The organism is Algoriella sp. (assembly GCF_036647415.1).
GTDB lineage: Bacteria > Bacteroidota > Bacteroidia > Flavobacteriales > Weeksellaceae > Empedobacter.
In genome coordinates this window covers 37,061-57,456 of the sequence record NZ_JAVXKG010000007.1, presented here as the reverse complement: position 1 = coordinate 57,456, position 20,396 = coordinate 37,061, and the positions used below count along the sequence as shown (strand labels likewise).

General features: G+C 31.5%; 18 protein-coding genes and 1 pseudogene. 10 read left to right on the top strand and 9 right to left on the bottom strand.

Features of this window, described 5'->3' with window-relative positions; translation table 11 throughout:
- From RSC72_RS04630 to RSC72_RS04610, 5 genes and pseudogenes are all read right to left on the bottom strand, one after another.
- Nucleotides 1–179: pseudogene (locus tag RSC72_RS04630) on the bottom strand (TolC family protein); the annotation flags it as partial.
- A gap of 2 nt (nt 180–181) precedes the next feature.
- On the bottom strand, nt 182–3,337 hold the full coding sequence (locus tag RSC72_RS04625; RefSeq protein ID WP_332544924.1) for an efflux RND transporter permease subunit: 3,156 nt from the start codon (nt 3,335–3,337) through the stop codon (nt 182–184).
- 12 nt (nt 3,338–3,349) lie between these two features.
- Entirely contained in the window at nt 3,350–4,588 is a 1,239-nt protein-coding gene (locus RSC72_RS04620) for an efflux RND transporter periplasmic adaptor subunit (RefSeq protein ID WP_332544923.1), read from the bottom strand.
- Between the two features lies 1 nt (nt 4,589).
- Nucleotides 4,590–5,084, bottom strand: a complete 495-nt coding sequence (locus RSC72_RS04615) for a hypothetical protein (protein WP_332544922.1) — start codon at nt 5,082–5,084, stop codon at nt 4,590–4,592.
- A gap of 243 nt (nt 5,085–5,327) precedes the next feature.
- Nucleotides 5,328–5,897, bottom strand: coding sequence for a hypothetical protein (locus RSC72_RS04610; protein WP_332544920.1), 570 nt, complete (start codon nt 5,895–5,897; stop codon nt 5,328–5,330).
- 118 nt (nt 5,898–6,015) lie between these two features.
- Between RSC72_RS04610 and RSC72_RS04605 the strand changes: the two genes are divergently transcribed.
- Both RSC72_RS04605 and RSC72_RS04600 read left to right on the top strand, forming a co-directional pair.
- On the top strand, nt 6,016–6,621 hold the full coding sequence (locus RSC72_RS04605; protein WP_332544918.1) for a hypothetical protein: 606 nt from the start codon (nt 6,016–6,018) through the stop codon (nt 6,619–6,621).
- A gap of 82 nt (nt 6,622–6,703) precedes the next feature.
- Entirely contained in the window at nt 6,704–7,150 is a 447-nt protein-coding gene (locus tag RSC72_RS04600) for a KTSC domain-containing protein (protein ID WP_332544916.1), read from the top strand.
- A gap of 51 nt (nt 7,151–7,201) precedes the next feature.
- Here the strand turns inward: RSC72_RS04600 and RSC72_RS04595 are convergent, their stop codons facing one another.
- From RSC72_RS04595 to RSC72_RS04585, 3 genes are all read right to left on the bottom strand, one after another.
- Nucleotides 7,202–8,626, bottom strand: a complete 1,425-nt coding sequence (locus tag RSC72_RS04595) for a hypothetical protein (RefSeq protein ID WP_332578424.1) — start codon at nt 8,624–8,626, stop codon at nt 7,202–7,204.
- A gap of 101 nt (nt 8,627–8,727) precedes the next feature.
- Nucleotides 8,728–9,702 (bottom strand): deoxyhypusine synthase family protein, encoded by a 975-nt coding sequence (locus RSC72_RS04590; protein ID WP_332578423.1) that lies wholly within the window; start codon nt 9,700–9,702, stop codon nt 8,728–8,730.
- A gap of 27 nt (nt 9,703–9,729) precedes the next feature.
- A complete protein-coding gene (locus RSC72_RS04585; protein WP_332546591.1) occupies nt 9,730–11,115 on the bottom strand; it encodes an arginine decarboxylase in 1,386 nt (461 codons plus the stop codon).
- A 409-nt stretch (nt 11,116–11,524) separates the two neighbouring features.
- Between RSC72_RS04585 and RSC72_RS04580 the strand changes: the two genes are divergently transcribed.
- Both RSC72_RS04580 and RSC72_RS04575 read left to right on the top strand, forming a co-directional pair.
- Entirely contained in the window at nt 11,525–12,544 is a 1,020-nt protein-coding gene (locus RSC72_RS04580; RefSeq protein ID WP_332546590.1) for an LLM class flavin-dependent oxidoreductase, read from the top strand.
- 11 nt (nt 12,545–12,555) lie between these two features.
- Nucleotides 12,556–13,647 carry an NAD(P)-binding domain-containing protein gene (locus RSC72_RS04575; RefSeq protein WP_332546588.1) on the top strand — a complete coding sequence of 364 codons (1,092 nt, stop codon included), beginning with the start codon at nt 12,556–12,558 and terminating at the stop codon, nt 13,645–13,647.
- A 61-nt stretch (nt 13,648–13,708) separates the two neighbouring features.
- On the opposite strand, the gene RSC72_RS04570 is transcribed toward RSC72_RS04575, so the two are convergent.
- Entirely contained in the window at nt 13,709–14,752 is a 1,044-nt protein-coding gene (locus tag RSC72_RS04570; RefSeq protein WP_332546586.1) for an LLM class flavin-dependent oxidoreductase, read from the bottom strand.
- Between the two features lie 438 nt (nt 14,753–15,190).
- Here RSC72_RS04570 and RSC72_RS04565 point away from each other — a divergent pair, with 438 nt between their 5' ends.
- From RSC72_RS04565 to RSC72_RS04540, 6 genes are all read left to right on the top strand, one after another.
- Nucleotides 15,191–15,964, top strand: coding sequence for a ParA family protein (locus RSC72_RS04565; protein WP_332546584.1), 774 nt, complete (start codon nt 15,191–15,193; stop codon nt 15,962–15,964).
- Between the two features lie 4 nt (nt 15,965–15,968).
- Nucleotides 15,969–16,865 carry a ParB/RepB/Spo0J family partition protein gene (locus RSC72_RS04560; RefSeq protein WP_332566089.1) on the top strand — a complete coding sequence of 299 codons (897 nt, stop codon included), beginning with the start codon at nt 15,969–15,971 and terminating at the stop codon, nt 16,863–16,865.
- Nucleotides 16,855–17,421 (top strand): DUF5683 domain-containing protein, encoded by a 567-nt coding sequence (locus tag RSC72_RS04555; RefSeq protein WP_332566088.1) that lies wholly within the window; start codon nt 16,855–16,857, stop codon nt 17,419–17,421. The genes RSC72_RS04560 and RSC72_RS04555 overlap by 11 nt, the downstream gene beginning before the upstream one ends.
- Nucleotides 17,422–17,429: 8 nt before the next feature.
- A complete protein-coding gene (gene dapB / locus RSC72_RS04550) occupies nt 17,430–18,134 on the top strand; it encodes a 4-hydroxy-tetrahydrodipicolinate reductase (protein ID WP_332545824.1) in 705 nt (234 codons plus the stop codon).
- 26 nt (nt 18,135–18,160) lie between these two features.
- The gene (gene lepB, locus RSC72_RS04545; protein ID WP_332545826.1) at nt 18,161–19,723 is read left to right on the top strand and encodes a signal peptidase I; all 1,563 of its coding nucleotides are present in this window, start codon (nt 18,161–18,163) and stop codon (nt 19,721–19,723) included.
- A gap of 67 nt (nt 19,724–19,790) precedes the next feature.
- On the top strand, nt 19,791–20,396 hold the full coding sequence (locus tag RSC72_RS04540; RefSeq protein WP_332545827.1) for a WbqC family protein: 606 nt from the start codon (nt 19,791–19,793) through the stop codon (nt 20,394–20,396).

Below are 20,396 nucleotides of genomic sequence, written 5' to 3'. Positions count from 1 at the left end.
ATTTGTTTGTAAGATACCGTTGCTACAGAAGTATTATCTTTTGAAATAACATCTGTTCTGAAATTTGCTTCATTTACAACAGCATCAGGACGTGTATAGTCTTTTGCTACAAAACAAGATTGAACAGCGATCAATCCAGCCGCAACTAAAGTAATGTTTAAAATTCTGTACTTTTTCATGATTAGATTGATTTATTATGTTCAATTTCTCCCTCTGGACGCTCAAACTTCATTGGTTTGATTTTTTCTTGAATTGTTTGGAAAACAACAAACAATACTGGAATAACAAATATTCCTAAAATAGTTCCGATTAATAATCCAAACGCTGCTCCTGTTGCAACTGAACGGTTACCTAAAGAAGAAACTCCTGTTGCGAATACCAATGGCATTAAACCTAAAATAAAAGCAAAAGATGTCATTAAGATAGGACGTAAACGTGCTTTTGCTCCATCAATAGCTGCTTGTACAATTGTCATTCCATGCATACGTCTTTGTAAAGCGAACTCTACAATCAGAATGGCATTCTTGGCCAATAAACCAACTAACATGACTAGGGCAATTTGGAAATAAATATTATTTTCTAACCCAGCTAACCATTGTGCTAAATAAGCTCCCATCATACCACAAGGAACTGAGAACAATACTGATAATGGTAATACATATGATTCGTATTGTGCTGATAAAATAAAATACACGAAAACGATACATAATGCAAAAATCATTGCTGTTTGTGATCCTGAGTTAATCTCTTCACGTGTTAAACCTGTAAAGTCTATTCCGTAAGAACTTGATAATGTTTGCTCAGAAACTTGGTTAATTGCAGTAATAGCATCTCCCGTAGAAAAACCTGGTTTTACTGCTCCTGTAATATTAGCCGATGTAAATAAATTGAAACGGTTTACAGAGTTAGGACCATAAACACGGTTTAATGTTACAAACTGAGAAACTGGTGTCATTGCTCCTGTAGAAGTCTTCACAAACATTTTGTTTAAACTCATTTCATTGATACGATCTTCTGGAGAAGATTGAATATATACACGGTATTGCTTACCAAAACGTGTAAAATCTGCCGCATATAAACCTCCAATATAACCTTGTAAAGTTGAGAAGATAGAACTTACAGAAACTCCTGCTTGTTTTGCTCTTTCTATATTTACATCAATTTCGTATTGAGGGAAATTTGTATTTAATGATGTTTGTGCATATTGTATTTCTGGACGTTGCATTAAAGCTCCAATGTATTCTTTTGCAACTTTATCAAAATCTGTAACATCTCCACCTGTTTTATCTAATAATTTCAATTCGAAACCAGAAGACATCCCGAAACCAGGAATTGATGGTGGTTGAAAGAAAATCATTTGAGCATCTGTAATTTGAGCTGCTGCACCAAATAATTGACCTGTAATAGATTGTACAGATAATTCTGGAGTTGTACGCTCTTCGAATGGTTTCAACTTAATGAACATCATTCCATAGTTAGAACCAGCACCAGAAATAATTGAGTTACCAGAAATAATTGTTGCTTTATCCAATCCTGGAATTTTTTCAATTTTTTTCTGAAACTCTCTTTCTACCTCGTAAACACGATCCATAGAAGCACCAGCAGGTAATTCGATATTTCCGATGATAAAACCATTATCTTCAGTAGGTACAAATCCTGTAGGCATCATTTTTCCGATACCCCAAATACCAAGACCACTAACAATAATTAATATAAATGAAACCCATTTGTGTTTGAATAAAAACTTGAATGAATTACCATATTTGTGTGTCATACGATCAAACGTAGCATTGAAAGCATCAAAGAAACGTTGTACAAAATTACGCTTGTGTTCTCCCTCTTGATGTGGTTTTAAGAATAAAGCACATAAAGCTGGTGATAATGTTAAGGCATTTAAAGCCGAAATTAAGATGGCAACAATTAAGGTAATACCAAATTGTTTATAGAATACTCCTGTTGGACCTGAGATAAATGTTACGGGAACGAATACCGCACACATCACTAATGTAATCGAAATAATGGCTCCAGAAATTTCATCCATCGCATTTTTCGTCGCATCCATAGGAGCTTCATGGTGTGATTCCATTCGGGCATGCACAGCTTCCACAACCACAATGGCATCATCCACCACAATACCAATGGCGAGCACTAAGGCAAATAACGTTAATAAGTTTAACGAGAAACCTGCTAAATTTAAGAAGAAAAATGTACCAATAATAGAAACCGGTACAGCAATTAACGGTACTAATGTAGATCGGAAATCTTGTAAGAAGATATACACTACGATAAATACTAAGATAAATGCTTCTATCATTGTATGAACTACTTTCTCGATAGATGCATCTAAGAAAGTATTCGTATCCATCAAGATTGTGTAAGATACACCCTCTGGTAATAGTTCTGAAGATTTTTTAAGCTCAGCTCTCAAATTATCAATAATCTCTTGAGCATTAGAACCTGGAGTTTGGTAAACCGCAAATACAGCTGATGGATCTCCATTCATTGCAGAACGACCTGCATAAGATTGTGCTCCAAACTCAACTTTTGCAATATCTTGTAATCTTAATACTTGTCCATTTGGCAAAGATTTGATGACGATATTACGATACTGATCTTCCGTTTTATAACGTCCTGAATAAGTAATTGAATATTGGAAAGATTGTCCTGAATTTTCTCCTAATGCTCCTGCTGCTGCTTCAAGTGATTCTTGAGATAATGCCGCAGATACATCTGAAGGAACTAAACCATAACTCGCCATACGAGAAGGATCTAACCAAATACGCATAGAGTAAGTCATTGCTCCAAATACAGAAGCATCTCCTACACCACTTACACGTTTCAAGGCAGGTATAATATTTATATTCAGATAATTCTGTAAATAAATCTCATCATATTTTGGATTCGTAGAACTATAAGACCCAAACATCAAAGCTGATGTTTGTTGCTTTTGAGTTACAACTCCAGAACGTGTTACCTCTGATGGTAATAATGGTGTTGCACGAGCTACACGGTTTTGTACGTTTACTTGCGCAATATCCCCATCTACACCTGGTTTAAAAATAACATCGATAGATGCAGAACCATTGTTAGAAGCTGTAGAAGAAATGTAATCCATTCCCTCAACTCCATTCACTTGTTCCTCTATCGGAATAATAACAGACTCCATCACTGTCTTTGCATTCGCACCTGGATATGAGGCAGAAATTTTAACAGTTGCCGGAGCAATGTCTGGATATTGGGTTACTGGCAGCGAAATAAGCCCCAATATACCTAATATCAATATGATAATAGAAATAACCGTTGATAAAACGGGTCTTTCAATAAACTTTTTTAACATAATTTATTTCAATTAGAATACTTTTTTAGTAGAGCTTACGATCGAATCAAAGTTTGCTGGCATTGGTTTAATTGCCGTTTTATCACGTAATTTACCTACACCTAATGCGACAACTTTATCACCTTTCTTAACTCCTTCTTTTACAACAGCCATGTTACCTGCTCTTTCTACAACTGCAATTGGTGTTGCGTATGCTGTATCTTTTGTTACTTTGTAAACATAAGTCATACCTTGTTGTTCAAAAGTTGATGCTTCTGGAACTACCAATACATCTACAAATGTTTTTGGAATACGAATACGTCCTGAGTTTCCGTTTGCTAAAATCTTAGCTGCATTGTTAAATGATACTCGGAAATCAATTGTACCAGTTGTTGGATTAATTTGTCCTGTTACTGTTTGGATTTTCCCTTTTTCTGGATAAATATCTCCATTTGCTAATACTAGATCAACTGGAGGAATTTTATTTAATTTATCTTTAAGAGTAGCTCCTTCAGATTTCGAAATGAAGTTTAAATACTCTTTCTCATTCATAGAGAAATACGCGTAAACTTTACTTGTATTAGAAACAACTGTAATTGGTGTTTGATCTGTTGGACCAACTAAAGTACCTTGACGGAAATTAATTGCACCTACAACTCCACTTATCGGACTACGAACCACAGAATAATCTACATTAGCTTGCGCTCCTTTGTAACTTGCTTGTGCTTGAGAAACACCTGCTTGTGCTTGACTTAATGCTGCCTGTGCTTGATTATAACCAGCTTGTGCTTTGGCTAAATTAGCTTTTGCAGTTTCTAATTGCACATTACTAATAATATTTTTTTGTACTAACGGAGTCAATTTATTTACTTCAACTTGTGCCGCATTTACAGATGCTTTTGCTGCACTCACATTAGCTTGTGCCGCTTGTACATTAGCTTGAGCTGCACCAACACCTGATTTTAACGCATCTGCGTTTTGAGTTAATACATTCGTTTCTAATTTAAACAAAGGTTGTCCTGCACTTACGTACTGACCTTCATCAACATAAACTTCTGTAATGTAACCTTGTATCTTAGCACGAACATCATTATTTACAACACCTTCTATATTAGTTGGGTATTCATCATAACTTGTTACCACTTTAGTTGGTACATCAACCACCGGATATGGTGTTGGACCTTGTGCTTGCTGTGCTGCATCGTTCTTCTTACCACAAGAACTTAGCGCAACTGCTAAAGCACCAACCATCATAACGTTAACGTTTTTCATATTACTTATTTTCTAGTTGAATTTTATTAATTTTTTGTATTGTTTCGTCTAATAACGTTTTTGTTTGCGTTAGGTGATCTAAATAAATATCAATCACTCTATTATCATGTTTTTTGGACAATGTATTATTTCCTAACTTATGTTGTTTAATACGATTTGTAAAAACAATATCTTGAGAAATCATATCAAATAAAAAATCTAATTTCTCTGTCAAATAGCTAAGATTTAATCTAAAATATCGCTTACGAGAATCAATTCTATTGATATATTCGATTTGATTCATCGATAATAAATAGTTAATAGAATTTGACAATGAGCTTTTACTTACATTAAAAACCTCTAATAATTCTTCAAACGTAAAACCAACATCATTTGACTCTAAAACCATATATGCCTGAAGTTTAGCCGTTAAAGGAGGGTACTTATATGTTTTCTCCAAAAAAGCGCTAAAACTACAAAAAAGATCTAAATCACATAGCGGATTTTCTTTACTCATAATATATAAATCTGTGCAAATATAGATAAGTTAGTTCGGTTAAAACAGAACTAATTGTATTTTTTTGTGAAATTTAACTATAATTTAATTTAGTAATATCTGTAAAACGTCTTTATTATATGTTAAAATTATTAAGATAATACAATTAATTCCTATCAAAAAATAGACCGTTTTTAACAATTACAATACTGTTTAACAAACAAATACAATAAAAAAAAGCCACTCAAATTGAGTAGCTTTCATCTATACGTTTATAATTAATTCATCTTTTAGTGGAGTATCTTTCAAAAAAGCATCAATTTTTCGAAGCTCATCTACATAGTCATATTGTAAATCTTCATGAAATTTATCAAACATTGTTCGCAATAATTTTAATCGTCCTGCTTGATATTTATATAATTTCTCTGCATTTTCCCCTACTGTATTTTTTTCAAATAAATACGGATAACGATTGAATGATTCTTGTAAGATATACTTTCTTAATTCGAATTCTGAAGTTTTATCTTTTGTAATTTGAACATGATAATTTACCAAACCACTCAACGATTTTAAACACAAAAGTAATTGACGATGACTTCTATTTATGTTAATCTGATTAATTAAATGATGTGCTTTATTAAATTGATTATCAATTTTTTCGTAAATTATATTTACCCGATCAATCAAATCATTTTCATCTTCTAACAACTGAAAATGAAGATGCTCTACAAGTGTTTCATCTTTATTTATTAAGCGTAAAAGTAGTTTATCTTTCTCTTTAGAAGGCAAATCTAAAATTGCATTTTTCAATTCCGGAACTTGCTTTAGATTCATAATATTATTTATTTGCTGTTTTTGATGCTCTAAAGTACAAATAATTAAAGAACTCTACAGTTCAATAATTCTGTTGAATTACAAAAATAATGTATATTCGAACATAAAACTAACCTAAATGACCAAATTAATCAAAACCTATATCATATTTTCTATTGTATTATTTGCTATTTTGCTATGTCTAAATCTTATTGGTTTGAATATTAAAGGTAAGTATACTTACATAATTCTTGCTTGGACTTGGATTCTATTTACCATTTTTATCATCATAAAAGCTTGGAAAATAATTTACATTAAGATTTATGCTTTAATTCTTAGTTTTTTAATTGTTTTAAGTATTCTGCCAATGGGAATTCCATTTTTTGCAATTCTTAGCTTTTTATTCAATTCAAATACGATTCAAACCATAAAATTAAATGATGATTACAAAATAGTTATAACAAAAAAAATTATGGCAATGAAAAGAGCTTATATTTATCAATGTGATTCTAAATTTCTTATTCTTGAGAAATCAAACAACCTTGCACGCCCAGTTTACAGCGATATTCTCTCAGAAACATTAGAAATAAATTCTGATAATCCAAAATTATATGAATACGAAAATTCTCTTATTCAACATGCGAAATTAGTTTCTATAAACAAGGATAGTATTGGGATTGAATATCAAATTCTTGATAAGAAAAAAATTGTTTATCACAACTTAAAAGAAACTTACGGATATTAAATAATTGATATGAATAAATAATTAATCTTAATTCGTCATTTTTAATTCATACTTTTGCACTCCGAAATAAGGATTAAAAATTATGAAAAGAGTTGTTGAGCACAGAAAATTACTTGGAGTTGATAAAACTGCTACATTAAAGGAGTTAAAAACAATTTATAGAAATACGATGAAAGATGCTCATCCTGATAAATTTATTAATGATGAAGCAGGAAAATTAGAAGCAGAAGAAAAAAGCAAAACTGTGATTGAAGCTTACCACTTTTTAGTAAGTATTAACCCAGAAACGCACGAAAAATATAAAGAAGAATATATCGAGACTACAACAAAATCTAATATTCACGACTTTTATATGGACAAACAAATCCTAAAAGTTGAGCATTTAGATGGTAATATTTACGAATATCTTGGTGTTCCTAAAAATACTTACGTAAAAATGGTAAATGCAGATTCGCCAAGTCGTTTTGCAAGAAGACATATTTACGGAAAATTTATCTATAGAAAATCAGGTGAAGCAATGCAAGCTTAATTATCGGAACGATATAAAACTAAAACACCACTTCTCGCGAAGTGGTGTTTTTTATACTTTTTCAAATAAATCTTCATGTACTACAATATCTAAATTCTTTTCATTATGTTTTAAATGATTCACAACATATCCAGTAAACCCAATATGTTTCAACATAAGTTTATTAATTAATTTATTTAATCGAAAAGAGATTTGATTTATTTCTTTATAATCCTCTGTTCCTTCCTTAATATTTCTTCCATGAAGAAAATTATTTCTATGATTAATTGCATCGATTTCATCTGAATTTAACTCTATACCATTTAAATTAAAAGGCTCCAAAAGTTTATTCCTATTTGTAGGTTTATTAATATTTTCAATATTCTTTCGTAAAATTTCAACTGAATTATCTCCTCCAAGTTTTACTATATCTTGAGAAAAAGCATCTAAGATTTCTTTAAGTTTAGCAATAAAATTTTTAGATATCTTTTTATCAGTAATAGGCATTAAACCTTTATTTTCTTTAATTAGAATATTGGTTAATCTTTCTAAAGCAACTGAATAACAAGCTGGTTTTAGTATTAAGCTTGATACATTTGCTTCTAAAATTAGCAAAATTACAATTGCATAATTTTCATTAAAATGAACCAAATCGCAAAGCTTAGAGAATAAAAAAGATTCAAACACCTTTAACTCAACTCCAACAACTTTAATAACTTTGTCATCATTAGTATAACCATATGGATTGGAAAAAATTGGATTATATATTCCTTTCGAATAAATTGATTGTCGTAATTGTAAATAAGAAAAACTATCAATAATATTGAAATCATTGCTATTGGAAGTAAAATAATACGCTTCATCTTGAATAAAATCTCCAGAAAGAAAACCATATGAAATCATAATTGAATGACATAAATCCGCAAATTCATCAACACTAATCTGTTCGTTTGAATCAATAATAAAATAATGTTTACCTTCTCTATTTGTTTCATAAAGATTAAAATTTAAGTGAGCAATTTTAAATGATAAAAAACTTCTAGAATAAAACATATTTTCATCACAATATGACTTTGCTTCTATAAAATTGAAAAGTTGAAAATTTTTATTATTAACAGGAATTACAAAACGGCAAACAGCTTTATTTTCTAAATTAACATCTCTTTGTAATTCATGTATTTCTCCATAGAAATAATCTACATTATCAATATTATTTGTTTTTGTAAGATAAAAATTTGAAATATTACATGTATATTTTCCTACAAACAACATAATATCAAAAGATTTATTATTCAATAGACATTCAAAAAGCTTTTCATTAAATTCAATATTCAAATCAAATCCACCTAATTTATTTTTATTTATTAGTGCATTTAGGTTTTCTATATTAAACATTGGAATATTAATATGAACATTCTTTTTTTCAACTAAATCAAAAATTAAGTTGAATACTGCATTAAAATAAACATTATTATTACTTTGTTCTTCGTGATCCATATTTAAAATAAGATTAACGCCTAAATTACGAAAAGAAGTAAAATTAACCCAAAAAACCACTTCTCGCGAAGTGGTTTTTTTATATTCTATATTTTCTACGATTAGTTTCCTAAAATGTAAGCAAAAATCAATGGTGCTACGATTGTTGCATCAGACTCGATCATATATTTTGGTGTATCGATATCTAATTTACCCCACGTAATTTTTTCGTTTGGAACTGCTCCCGAATAAGATCCGTAAGATGTTGTAGAGTCAGAAATCTGACAGAAATAAGACCAAAAAGGAACATCTGTCCATTCTAAATCTTGGTACATCATCGGAACTACACAGATTGGGAAATCTCCAGAAATTCCACCAGCAATTTGGAAGAATCCTACTCCTTTTCCTTCAGAATTTGCACGGTACCATTCTGTTAAATAAATCATGTATTCAATACCAGATTTCACAGTAGATGCTTGTAAATTTCCTTTGATTACGTTAGATGCAAAGATATTTCCTGTTGTAGAATCTTCCCAACCTGGACAAACAATTGGTAAATTTTTCTCTGCCGCAGCAACAATCCAAGAATCTTTAGGATCGATTTCATAATATTGCTCTAAAACGCCAGAATTTACAACTTGATACAAAAATTCGTGTGGTAAATAACGTTCTCCTTTTGCTTCTGCAGCATGCCAAACATCTTCTAAATGTTGTTGTAAACGACGAAATGCTTCTTCTTCTGGAATACATGTATCTGTAACACGGTTAAAGTGTTGGTCTAACAATTCGCGTTCTTGCTCTGGTGTTAAATCTCTATAATTAGGAATTCTTTTGTAGTGAGAATGTGCAACCAAATTCATTACATCTTCTTCTAAATTAGCTCCTGTACAAGAAATAATGTGTACTTTATCTTGACGAATCATTTCTGCAAGAGAAATTCCTAATTCGGCAGTAGACATTGCTCCTCCTAAAGAAATTAACATTTTTCCACCTTCTAACAAGTGTTGCTCGTACCCTTTTGCAGCATCTACTAATGCAGCAGAATTAAAATGTCTGTAATGATGTTCGATAAACTGACTAATTGGTCCTTTGCTCATTTTATTTATTTTTTATTTTATTAAATTTTATTTATTGTAACCCAATGTTTCTAAAACATTTTGATGTGTTTGCTCTTCCGAATACACTTTAGTGTTGTAATTTTCGTCAATCAAAATATATTTTGGTTGCGGAATCAAACAGTGATTAATTCCTCCAAATCCACTAATATTATCTTGATACGCACCAGTATTGAAGAAACCGATGTACAATGGTTTTGCTTGATCATATTTTGGTAAATAGATAGCATTTACATGTTGTTCAGAATTGTAATAATCATCCGAATCACATGTTAATCCTCCCAATAAAACACGTTCATATTTATCATACCAACGATTAATTGGTAACATTACAAATCGTTTTGAAATCGCCCAAGCATCTGGTAAAGTTGTCATAAAAGATGAATCAATCATATCCCAATATTCTTTATCATTTTGTTTCTTTTGATAAAGAATTTTATAAACAACTCCTCCACTTTCTCCTACTGTGAACGAACCAAATTCAGTAAAAATATTCGGAACTGGAATTCCTTCTTCTTCACAAATTGATTTTATTTGCAACAAGATTTCTTTCGCCATGTATTCATAATCATACTCAAAACTTAATGAGTTTTTGATCGGGAATCCACCACCAATATTTAAACTATCTAATTCTGGACAAACTTTTTTCAGGTTAACATAAACGCGCAAACATTTTGTCAACTCATTCCAATAATACGAATTGTCTTTAATTCCTGTATTAATGAAGAAATGTAGCATCTTTAACTTAATGCGTTCATTTGGTTTAACCATTGTTTGATAAAACGGGACAATATCTTTGTATCCAATTCCCAAACGAGATGTATAAAACTCAAACTTTGGTTCTTCTTCAGAAGCAATACGAATTCCAATTTCGAAATCACCTTCTATTGCTTCCGAAAACAAATCAACTTCTTCGTAATTATCAATAACCGTGATTGTTTTTCTGTGTCCGTTGTTTATCAAACGTGCAATGTTTTCTACATATTCTTCACGCTTAAAACCGTTACAAACCACATATTGGTTTTCGTTTATCAAACCTTCTTGCATCAAATTTTCGACAATATTAATGTCAAATGCAGACGATGTTTCTATATGAATATCGTTTTTAAGAGCTTCTCCTAAAATATGACGGAAATGAGAACTTTTTGTACAATAACAATAATTGTAAGTTCCTTCATAGTTTAACTCCTCACGTGCTTTTTCAAACCAACCTTTCGCTTTTTGTATATTTTCAGAAATTTTTGGTAAATATGTAAATTTCAATGGGGTTCCGTGTTCCTCTATCAAGGCTTTCAGATCAATTCCATTAAATTTCAAGTATTCTCCATCCATTTCAAATTCATCCTGCGGAAAATCAAATGATTGCGTGATTAAATCTATGTATTTTGTTTTCATTATGCTTTTATAAATATTACGTGTGTGATTAATTTCTAAATTTTATGATGATAAAATTTAGGGTATTACAGACGTATCGCATAATATACATTGCGAAGCAACATAGGGAAAGAATAATTCTTAAATTCGTTTCTATTCATTAAAACTACAGTGTTAAAGCGCTTTTTATAACTAACGCTTTCGAATAAAAGGTTAAAACTCATCAACTTTTTTCTTAAAAAAATTATAAAAATAATAGGTACAAATATAAGTTTTTTAATTGTGTTAAAAAGATAAAATAATATTAAAATTTAATAGACATCATTCTTCTTTTTTAATTCTAAAATCAATTTTCACAAAATCTTAATAATAAAGTTAATAAGCATTCATTATATTTGAAAAAGACTAAATCAATCCCTATAAATTTAATATGAAAAAAATCGGCTTTTTATCTTTTGGACATTGGGACAATCACCCAGCGTACGAAGCAAAAACGGCAAGCGACACTTTACTACAATCTATTGATTTGGCTGTTGCGGCTGAAGAATTAGGAATAGATGGCGCATATTTTCGTGTACATCATTTTGCACAACAATTAGGCTCTCCTTTCCCCCTTTTGGCAGCGATTGGCGCTAAAACAAGTAAAATAGAAATTGGTACGGGTGTTATAGATATGCGTTACGAAAATCCATTTTACATGGCAGAAGACGCTGGTGCAGCAGACTTAATATCAGAAGGTCGATTGCAACTTGGCGTAAGTAGAGGTTCGCCAGAGCAAGTAATTGATGGATGGAAATATTTTGGATACGAACCAGAAGAAGGCGATACTGACGCTGATATGGGACGAAAAAAAGCATTGACTTTTTTGGATAATTTAAGTGGTGTAGGTTTTGCAAAACCAAGTCCAAATCCTATGTTTCCAAATCCACCAGGTTTATTAAGAATAGAACCTTATTCAGAAGGATTAAGAGAGCGTATTTGGTGGGGAGCTTCCTCTAATGCAACTGCTGTTTGGGCAGCTGAAAATGGAATGAATTTACAGAGTTCTACTTTGAAAATGGACGAAAATGGTAAACCTTTTCATGTACAACAAGCAGAACAAATTCGTTTGTACAAAGAAGCTTGGAAAGCCGCAGGTCACACACGTGAACCTCGTGTTTCTGTGAGTCGTTCTATTTTTGCATTGATTAATGATGATGATCGATATATTTTTGGACGAGAGTCAAACAGAGTAGATCAAATCGGAAATATTGATAATAGTCGTGCAATTTTCGGAAGAAGCTATGCTGATGAACCTGAACAATTAATCAAAGATTTAGTAGAAGATGAGGCGATACAAGAAGCGGATACTTTATTGCTTACAATCCCGAATACATTGGGTGTAGAATATAATGTTCATGTATTATCATCAATCTTAAAATATATCGCTCCTGAATTAGGCTGGCGTTAAGAAAATAAAAAATGGCAGGTAAAATAAGGTATAAAACAAAAATTGTTGTTATTGGCGCTGGTCAAGCAGGGCTTTCTGCATCTTATCATTTATTAAGATTAGGAATGAAACTTGGTCCAGATTTTATTGTAATAGATGAAGCTCCAAAAGCAGGCGGCGCTTGGCAATTTAGATGGGATTCTTTGACGCTTAGTACAGTGAATAAAATTCATGATTTACCAGGAATGTCTTTCGAAGAAACCTTGGAAACTGGTAAAACAGAAGTCCGAGCAAATGTTAGCGTGCCACATTATTTTGATTTGTATGAGAAAAAATATGGAATTAAAGTTTACCGACCTTCTAAAGTAGAAAGTGTAACCTTGCAACAAGATCGTTTTCATGTTGATACTTCCGAATATTCTTTTTCAAGCTTAGGAATAATCAATGCGACGGGAACTTGGGGAAATCCTTACATTCCGAAATATCCTGGAGCTGAACTTTTTCAGGGCGAACAATTGCATACAAAAAATTATAAATCGGCGGATTATTTCAAAGGAAAACACGTCATAATAGTTGGTGGAGGAATTTCTGCAATTCAATTATTAGATCAAATTTCTGAAGTTACAACCACAACTTGGGTTACACGTAGACCTCCAGAATTTAGAGAAGGACCGTTTGACGATGTTGCAGGAAGCAAAGCTGTGGCGATGGTAGAAGAACGCGTACGTCAAGGTTTAGAGCCAATGTCGGTTGTTTCGGTAACAGGATTACCACTTTCACCAGCAATCAAAAAGATGGAAGAACGTGGTGTTTTAGAACGTTTTCCGATGTTTAGTGAAATTACAGAAACTGGAATAAAATGGGAAGACGGACGCGAAGAAAAAGCAGACGTTATCCTTTGGAATACTGGTTTTAAAGGAGATTTAGAACATTTGAAAGATGTTGTTCCAAGAGAACCAGATGGTGGAATAATAATTGACGGAAGATTAGCCACCAGAGTTGCCAAAGAACCAAGAATTCACTTAGTAGGTTACGGACCGTCAGCGTCTACAATCGGTGCAAACCGTGCTGGAAGTGCTGCTACAAGAGAACTTAGTAAATTAATAGATTGGGAAAGACCTTAATCAATATTCAAAAAAAATAACCTCATTTACAGAAATGAGGTTATTTTTATATGTAATAAAATTATTTATTTTTAAGCAATTCAGCAACAAGAGGTTTTACTTTATCTCCAATCAACTGAATAGAATTTAATAATTTATCATTTTCACTTGATAAATTTGCCACATCCATTTGGAAAGTAAAACGAGAAACTCCACCTAATGCTTCGCTATGACGAACTAATTTCTCTGCAACTTCTTGTGGATTTCCTAATAACAACGAGTTGAAAGGAGATAATTGTCCCATAAACTGATCTATATTCATTGGAGGCCAACCACGTTCGCGACCAATTTTATTCATCATTTTTATATGTCCTGGCGCATATTCTTCTATCGCTTGCTCAGTAGTTTCTGCAACATAACCCAAAGAGTGAACACCAACAACCAATTCTTCTGGTTTGAAACCTGCTTCCTCACCTGCTTTACGATACAAATCGACCAATGGTCTGAAACGATGTGTATCTCCACCAATAATTGCAACCATCAAAGGAAGTCCTAATTTACCAGCTCTTACAAAAGATTCTGGTGAACCACCAACTCCTCTCCAAACAGGAATTTTTTCTTGTTTTGGACGTGGATAAACAGGTAAATTATTAATAGGTGCACGGAATTTTCCTTTCCAAGTTATAAATTCGTTATCGCGAACTTTCAATAATAAGTCTAATTTTTCTTCAAAAAGAGCGTCATAATCATTCAGATTATATCCAAAAAGTGGATAAGCTTCTATAGACGAACCACGTCCCGCAACAATTTCTGCACGTCCATTAGAAATTAAATCTAACGTTGAAAATTGTTGAAAAACACGAACAGGATCATCTGCACTCAATACTGTAACAGCACTAGAAAGACGAATATTTTTTGTTAAAGCGGCTGCTGCAGAAAGAATATTTGAAGGAACAGAGTCTAACTGATACGATTTGTGATGCTCTCCTACACCAAAATAATCTAAGCCAACTTTGTCTGCTAATACGATTCTATTTATCAAATCTTGCATCGCTTTTACACGATCTTCGCCTGTTGCGACATCTTTTGTTTCGATAGATGCGAAACTATCAATTCCAATTTCCATAATATGTTTTTATTTATGATTGATTATTTTTTTTTATATAATTCCAAAAAGAATTATTAAGTGTATTTTTAAATATAGGTAGTGAGTATTTCATATTTACTTGAATTGAATTATATAAATATATGTATTTTATTTGATTTTAAAATCATGTATTTAGTTTAAATAAGAAGTCATTAGAATTGTAATTTTACTTTAAAATTTTCTTTTGTTTTCTTGATATTTCAAAAGGTTTTAACCTCGTATTTTGTTATAAAAATTAAAGAAACAAGTTCATATACATATTCTTGTTAAAAACAAAAATCTAGTTTTATTTAAATAAGAATACTTTTTTAGGAACCAAATAATAAAATTATTCAGTAATTGTTCAAAAATTTATTTTTTCTTTAAGGTTTCACTAATCTAAATATTGTATTTTTGAAATCGTTTTGAACGTAAATTATGGGTAAAATAATTGCAATTGCTAATCAAAAAGGTGGCGTAGGAAAAACAACAACATCGTTAAATCTTGCTGCATCTTTAGGAGTATTAGAGAAGAAAGTTTTATTAATTGATGCCGATCCACAAGCAAATGCAACATCTGGTTTAGGTTTTGATTTGGATGAAATAGAAGCCGGAACCTATGAAGTTCTAGAGCACCAAGTGCTTGCAAGTGCTGCAATTTTACAGTCAGAATCGCCGAACTTAGATGTAATGCCTGCTCACTTAGATTTGGTTGCTGCAGAAATAGAGATTGTAGATTACGAGAACCGCGAATATATGCTGAAAACCGCGTTGAATGAAATCAAAGATCAATACGACTATATCATTATAGATTGTGCGCCATCTTTGGGTTTGATTACTTTAAACGCATTAACAGCCGCAGATTCTGTTATTATTCCTATACAATGTGAGTATTTTGCATTAGAAGGTTTAGGAAAATTATTGAATACAATAAAAGGAATTCAGCAACATCATAACAAAGAATTAGACATAGAAGGTTTATTGTTAACGATGTACGATTCGCGCTTACGTCTTTCTAATCAAGTATTAGACGAGGTGAATAATCATTTTCCGCAAATGGTTTTCAAAACAATCATTACACGAAATGTACGTTTGTCCGAAGCACCAAGTTTTGGAGAAACCATTATTCAATATGATGCAGCTAGTAAAGGTGCCGAAAATTATTTAAATTTAGCCCGAGAGTTTTTAATTAACAACAACGATACAGTTTAATAAAATGGCAAAGCCAAATAAAAATAATCGCTTAGGACGCGGATTATCAGCTTTATTGAAAGATGAACCAACCGTAAAAACAGCACAAGATGAAGGTGCTAAAAAATTGGTGGGTAATATTCTTGAAGTAGAGTTAGAAAAAATCACCGCTAATCCTTGGCAACCCCGAACTAATTTTGATAAAAAATCTTTAGAAGAATTAATTTCATCTATTTCTACATTAGGCGTAATACAACCCATTACGGTTCGTAAAAAAGATTCTGGTGAATACGAATTAATATCTGGTGAAAGACGCTTTAGAGCATCACAATTAGCAGGAAAAAAATCTATTCCGGCATACGTTCGTTTAGCAAATGACCAAGAAATGTTGGAAATGGCGTTGGTAGAAAACATACAACGTCAAGATTTAGATGCAATAGAAATTGCACTTTCTTACCAACAATTAATAGACGAAATAAAACTAACACAAGAAGAGTTAAGCAAACGAGTTGGTAAAGACAGAACATCTATTACAAACTATTTACGTTTATTAAAATTAGACCCAATTATCCAAACAGGTATTCGTGATGGTATGATTTCTATGGGACATGGTCGTGCATTAATGGCTATAGATGACGCAGATTTACAATTTGATATTTACGAAAAAATTGTTCGTAATAATTTATCAGTTCGCGATACAGAACGTTTAATAAAATCAATAAAAAATGGTGATGATGTTACAGCTAAAAAAGTAGTAAACGAATTACCTACACAATATAAAGAAGCGTTAAGTTCAATTTCGAATTCATTAAGAACAAAAGTCGAAATTAAACGTGCAAATAATGGAAAAGGTAAAATTATTTTAAATTTTACTTCAGATGAAGAATTTGAACGATTAAGAAAATTTTTAAATGAAAATTAAATCATTATTTGTTGGGTTAATGATAACTTCTTCAGTCTCATTTGCTCAAGTAAAAACAGATTCGTTAATTGTAGACAAAGTCATAAACGACTCAATTGCAACTAAAAATATACTGACAGAAAAAAGCCCTATCAGAGCATCTTTGTATTCTGCGATTTTGCCTGGTGCAGGACAACTTTATAACAAAAAATGGTGGAAAGCACCTATTGCCTTAGGTTTAGTTGGTACCGGAACTGGTTTTACAATTTATTATAATAATTTATACAAAAAATACCGCAAAGCTTACATTGCTGTTCGCGAAGGTACGCCAAACGAATTTAAGGGTATTTTAACTCCACAACAATTGGCTGTAATACAAGACGATTACAAACGAAAACGAGATTACAGTGTTGCTTTAACTGCATTGGTTTATTTATTAAATATTGTTGACGCAACAGTTGATGCTCATTTATTTTCTATTCGCAATGATCCTGAGATGACTTTTAAACCAACTCTTATACAAGACGAAATGACGTTAGAACCTGTGATGGGTTTTGCTTTTAATTTTAAATTTTAATACAAAAAATGAATATAGCTTTAATAGGATACGGAAGAATGGGTAAAGCCATAGAAGAAATTTTAGTACAAAGAGGTCACGATGTTGTACTTAAAATATCGCGTACTCCACTTCCCGAAGAATTAAAAAATATAGATGTAGCAATCGAATTTTCTAAACCAGAATATGCTTTTGAAAACCTTAAAGTATTACTTGAGAATAAAATCGCAACAATCTGTGGAACAACTGGATGGTTAGACAATCAAGAAGCAATAAATAAATTAGCAATTTCTAATAATACAGCTTTTTTATATGCTTCTAATTTTAGTTTAGGTGTAAATTTATTTTTCGAACTTAATCAAGTATTAGCACGAATGATGAACAAATACCGAAATGAATATCAAATTAATTTAGAAGAAATTCATCATACTCAAAAATTAGACGCTCCTTCAGGAACCGCAATTACAATAGCAGAAGGAATTATAGAAAATACAACCTATAATACATGGTCGATGGAAGAAAATTCTGAAGAGATTATTCCTATCGAAGCAAAACGAATAGAAAACGTACCAGGAACACATATCGTACAATATACTTCTGATGTAGATACTATCGAAATTTCTCATACCGCACATTCTCGCAAAGGTTTTGCTCTTGGAGCAGTAATTGCTGCTGAATGGATTTGGAACAAAGAAGGTATTTTTACAATGAAAGATGTACTTGAACTAAACTAATACAAAATACTTAATATCAAAAACTTATGCAAATATTAATTTATTGGTTAATCGGTTTTATAATCGCCAATTTAATCTTTGGAGCTGCAACTTGGAAGTTATTTAAGAACGCAGGAAAACAAGCATGGCAAGCTTATGTTCCTTTCCTTAATATCTGGAAAGGATTAGAAATTATTCATCGTCCAAAATGGTGGATTATTTTATTTTATTTGCCAATCGTAGGACCTATCTTTTGGTTGGTTTTCTTTGTAGATTTAGGAGATTCATACGGAAAAATAGAAACAAAAGACAAAGTCATTATGGTTTTGACTTTAGGTTTATACATTTTCGCGGTTAATTATTCTGATAATCCAAAATATTTAGGCCCAGAAAATCGTAAACCAACATTTGTTTCTTCACTTATTTTTGCTTTAGTTTTAGCTACCATCGTACACAATTGGTTTATACAACCTATGATTGTACCAACGGGATCTATGGAAAATACAATCAAAATTGGTGATGCTTTATTTGTAGAAAAAATTAGTCATGGAGCACGTGTACCAATGACGCCAATTGGTATTCCTTTCTCTGAATTTATTTACCGTGATGGTTTTATTGACAAAGCACGTTTACCTTATATGCGAATTCCAGGATGGAGAGAATTAAAATCAAATGACATTGTTGTTTTCAACTACCCTACAGATTCTGTTTACACAGCAATCGATCGTAAAGATGCTTATGTAAAGCGTTTGGTAGGTTTACCTGGAGAAACAATTCAAATTCGTAACGGAATTTTATATGTAAATGACAAAAAATTTATTCCGAAAAAAGATGCGCAAGTTCAACATTCTTATATGGTTGTAACAAAAGCACCATTTAGCGATAAATTATTGTATGATAATTTCGGAATTATTAGCACAGATTACAATGCAGGAAAAAAAGAAGATGGTACATTTATTTATCAATTTGCTGCATTAACAGATACTCACGTTACTGCAATGAAATCGAATGCAAATGTAGTTTCAGTTGAACCTATTTTACAACCAGTTGGTGAAAAAACAGAACATATTGTAAATGGTAAAATTGATAGTACAAACACTATTTTCCCTGTAAATAAAGATTGGAATACGGACCAATATGGACCTTTATATATTCCGAAAAAAGGAGATATTGTAGACGTTAACAAAGAAACTTTAGCTCAATACATCAATATTATTCGTAGATACGAGCACAATAGCTTACGTGTAGATTCTGCAAATGGTAAGTTTGATGTATTTATTAATGATCAAAAAACCAATAAATACGAAATCAAACAAAACTATTATTTTATGATGGGTGACAATAGAAACCAATCATTAGATGCACGTTTCTTTGGTTATGTTGGAGAAGATCACGTTATTGGTCGTCCTATTATGATTTGGGCAAATATGAATGGAATGTTTGAAAAAGCTGCTCCGAAAAAATTCATTTGGAATCGTTTCTTTACTTCTATCAACAATGATAATCCTGATAAAACATCATACGGAATTTATGTTTTAATTGCTTTAATAGGTTGGATTGGTTACGATATTGTAAAAGCTCGTAAAGAGAAAAAGAAGAATAAATATTAAAATTTATAATAATAAAAAATGTGCATTATAAGCTAATTGTAATGCACATTTCATATAAAACAATAGAATGAAAAATACGTTTGCCGCATTTTATTTTGGTCCGATAGATTATTATGCAGAAATGGTGAAAAGCCAAAATTTGAACATCGAAGTTTGCGAAAATTTTCAAAAACAAACCTACCGAAATAGATGTAATATTTTAGCTGCAAATGGTAAATTGATGCTTAATATTCCTACGCTTCATAACGGTAATAAAGCATTTGCAGATTTGCAACCATCTTATGAACACGATTGGCAAAAAGAACATTTTCGATCAATAAAATCGGCTTATCACGGTTCTCCATACTTCGAGTATTACGAACATGAACTTGCTCCTTTTTACGAAAAAAAAGAAAAATATTTGTTAGATTTTAATCTTAAAACAATAAATTTTATCAATCAAAAATTAAGATTAGATTTAGCTATTTCAACAACCGAAACTTATGAAATAATTGATCCTGAAAATGACTTCAGAAATCAATTCTCAGCTAAAAAACCAGCTCAATATACTTTACCAGAATACATTCAAGTTTTTGATAATAAATTTGGATTTACTTCTGACTTAAGTATTATCGATTTACTTTTTAGCGAAGGTCCAAGTGCCGCTATTTATTTAAAAAACTTAATAAAATAA

What these genes read in the sequence shown, in the direction of transcription:
- RSC72_RS04625 (WP_332544924.1), bottom strand. Translation starts at nt 3,337, where the DNA reads ATGTTAAAAAAGTTTATTGAAAGACCCGTTTTATCAACGGTTATTTCT.
- RSC72_RS04620 (WP_332544923.1), bottom strand. Translation starts at nt 4,588, where the DNA reads ATGAAAAACGTTAACGTTATGATGGTTGGTGCTTTAGCAGTTGCGCTA.
- RSC72_RS04615 (WP_332544922.1), bottom strand. Translation starts at nt 5,084, where the DNA reads ATGAGTAAAGAAAATCCGCTATGTGATTTAGATCTTTTTTGTAGTTTT.
- RSC72_RS04610 (WP_332544920.1), bottom strand. Translation starts at nt 5,897, where the DNA reads ATGAATCTAAAGCAAGTTCCGGAATTGAAAAATGCAATTTTAGATTTG.
- RSC72_RS04605 (WP_332544918.1), top strand. Translation starts at nt 6,016, where the DNA reads ATGACCAAATTAATCAAAACCTATATCATATTTTCTATTGTATTATTT.
- RSC72_RS04600 (WP_332544916.1), top strand. Translation starts at nt 6,704, where the DNA reads ATGAAAAGAGTTGTTGAGCACAGAAAATTACTTGGAGTTGATAAAACT.
- RSC72_RS04595 (WP_332578424.1), bottom strand. Translation starts at nt 8,626, where the DNA reads ATGGATCACGAAGAACAAAGTAATAATAATGTTTATTTTAATGCAGTA.
- RSC72_RS04590 (WP_332578423.1), bottom strand. Translation starts at nt 9,702, where the DNA reads ATGAGCAAAGGACCAATTAGTCAGTTTATCGAACATCATTACAGACAT.
- RSC72_RS04585 (WP_332546591.1), bottom strand. Translation starts at nt 11,115, where the DNA reads ATGAAAACAAAATACATAGATTTAATCACGCAATCATTTGATTTTCCG.
- RSC72_RS04580 (WP_332546590.1), top strand. Translation starts at nt 11,525, where the DNA reads ATGAAAAAAATCGGCTTTTTATCTTTTGGACATTGGGACAATCACCCA.
- RSC72_RS04575 (WP_332546588.1), top strand. Translation starts at nt 12,556, where the DNA reads ATGGCAGGTAAAATAAGGTATAAAACAAAAATTGTTGTTATTGGCGCT.
- RSC72_RS04570 (WP_332546586.1), bottom strand. Translation starts at nt 14,752, where the DNA reads ATGGAAATTGGAATTGATAGTTTCGCATCTATCGAAACAAAAGATGTC.
- RSC72_RS04565 (WP_332546584.1), top strand. Translation starts at nt 15,191, where the DNA reads ATGGGTAAAATAATTGCAATTGCTAATCAAAAAGGTGGCGTAGGAAAA.
- RSC72_RS04560 (WP_332566089.1), top strand. Translation starts at nt 15,969, where the DNA reads ATGGCAAAGCCAAATAAAAATAATCGCTTAGGACGCGGATTATCAGCT.
- RSC72_RS04555 (WP_332566088.1), top strand. Translation starts at nt 16,855, where the DNA reads ATGAAAATTAAATCATTATTTGTTGGGTTAATGATAACTTCTTCAGTC.
- dapB (WP_332545824.1), top strand. Translation starts at nt 17,430, where the DNA reads ATGAATATAGCTTTAATAGGATACGGAAGAATGGGTAAAGCCATAGAA.
- lepB (WP_332545826.1), top strand. Translation starts at nt 18,161, where the DNA reads ATGCAAATATTAATTTATTGGTTAATCGGTTTTATAATCGCCAATTTA.
- RSC72_RS04540 (WP_332545827.1), top strand. Translation starts at nt 19,791, where the DNA reads ATGAAAAATACGTTTGCCGCATTTTATTTTGGTCCGATAGATTATTAT.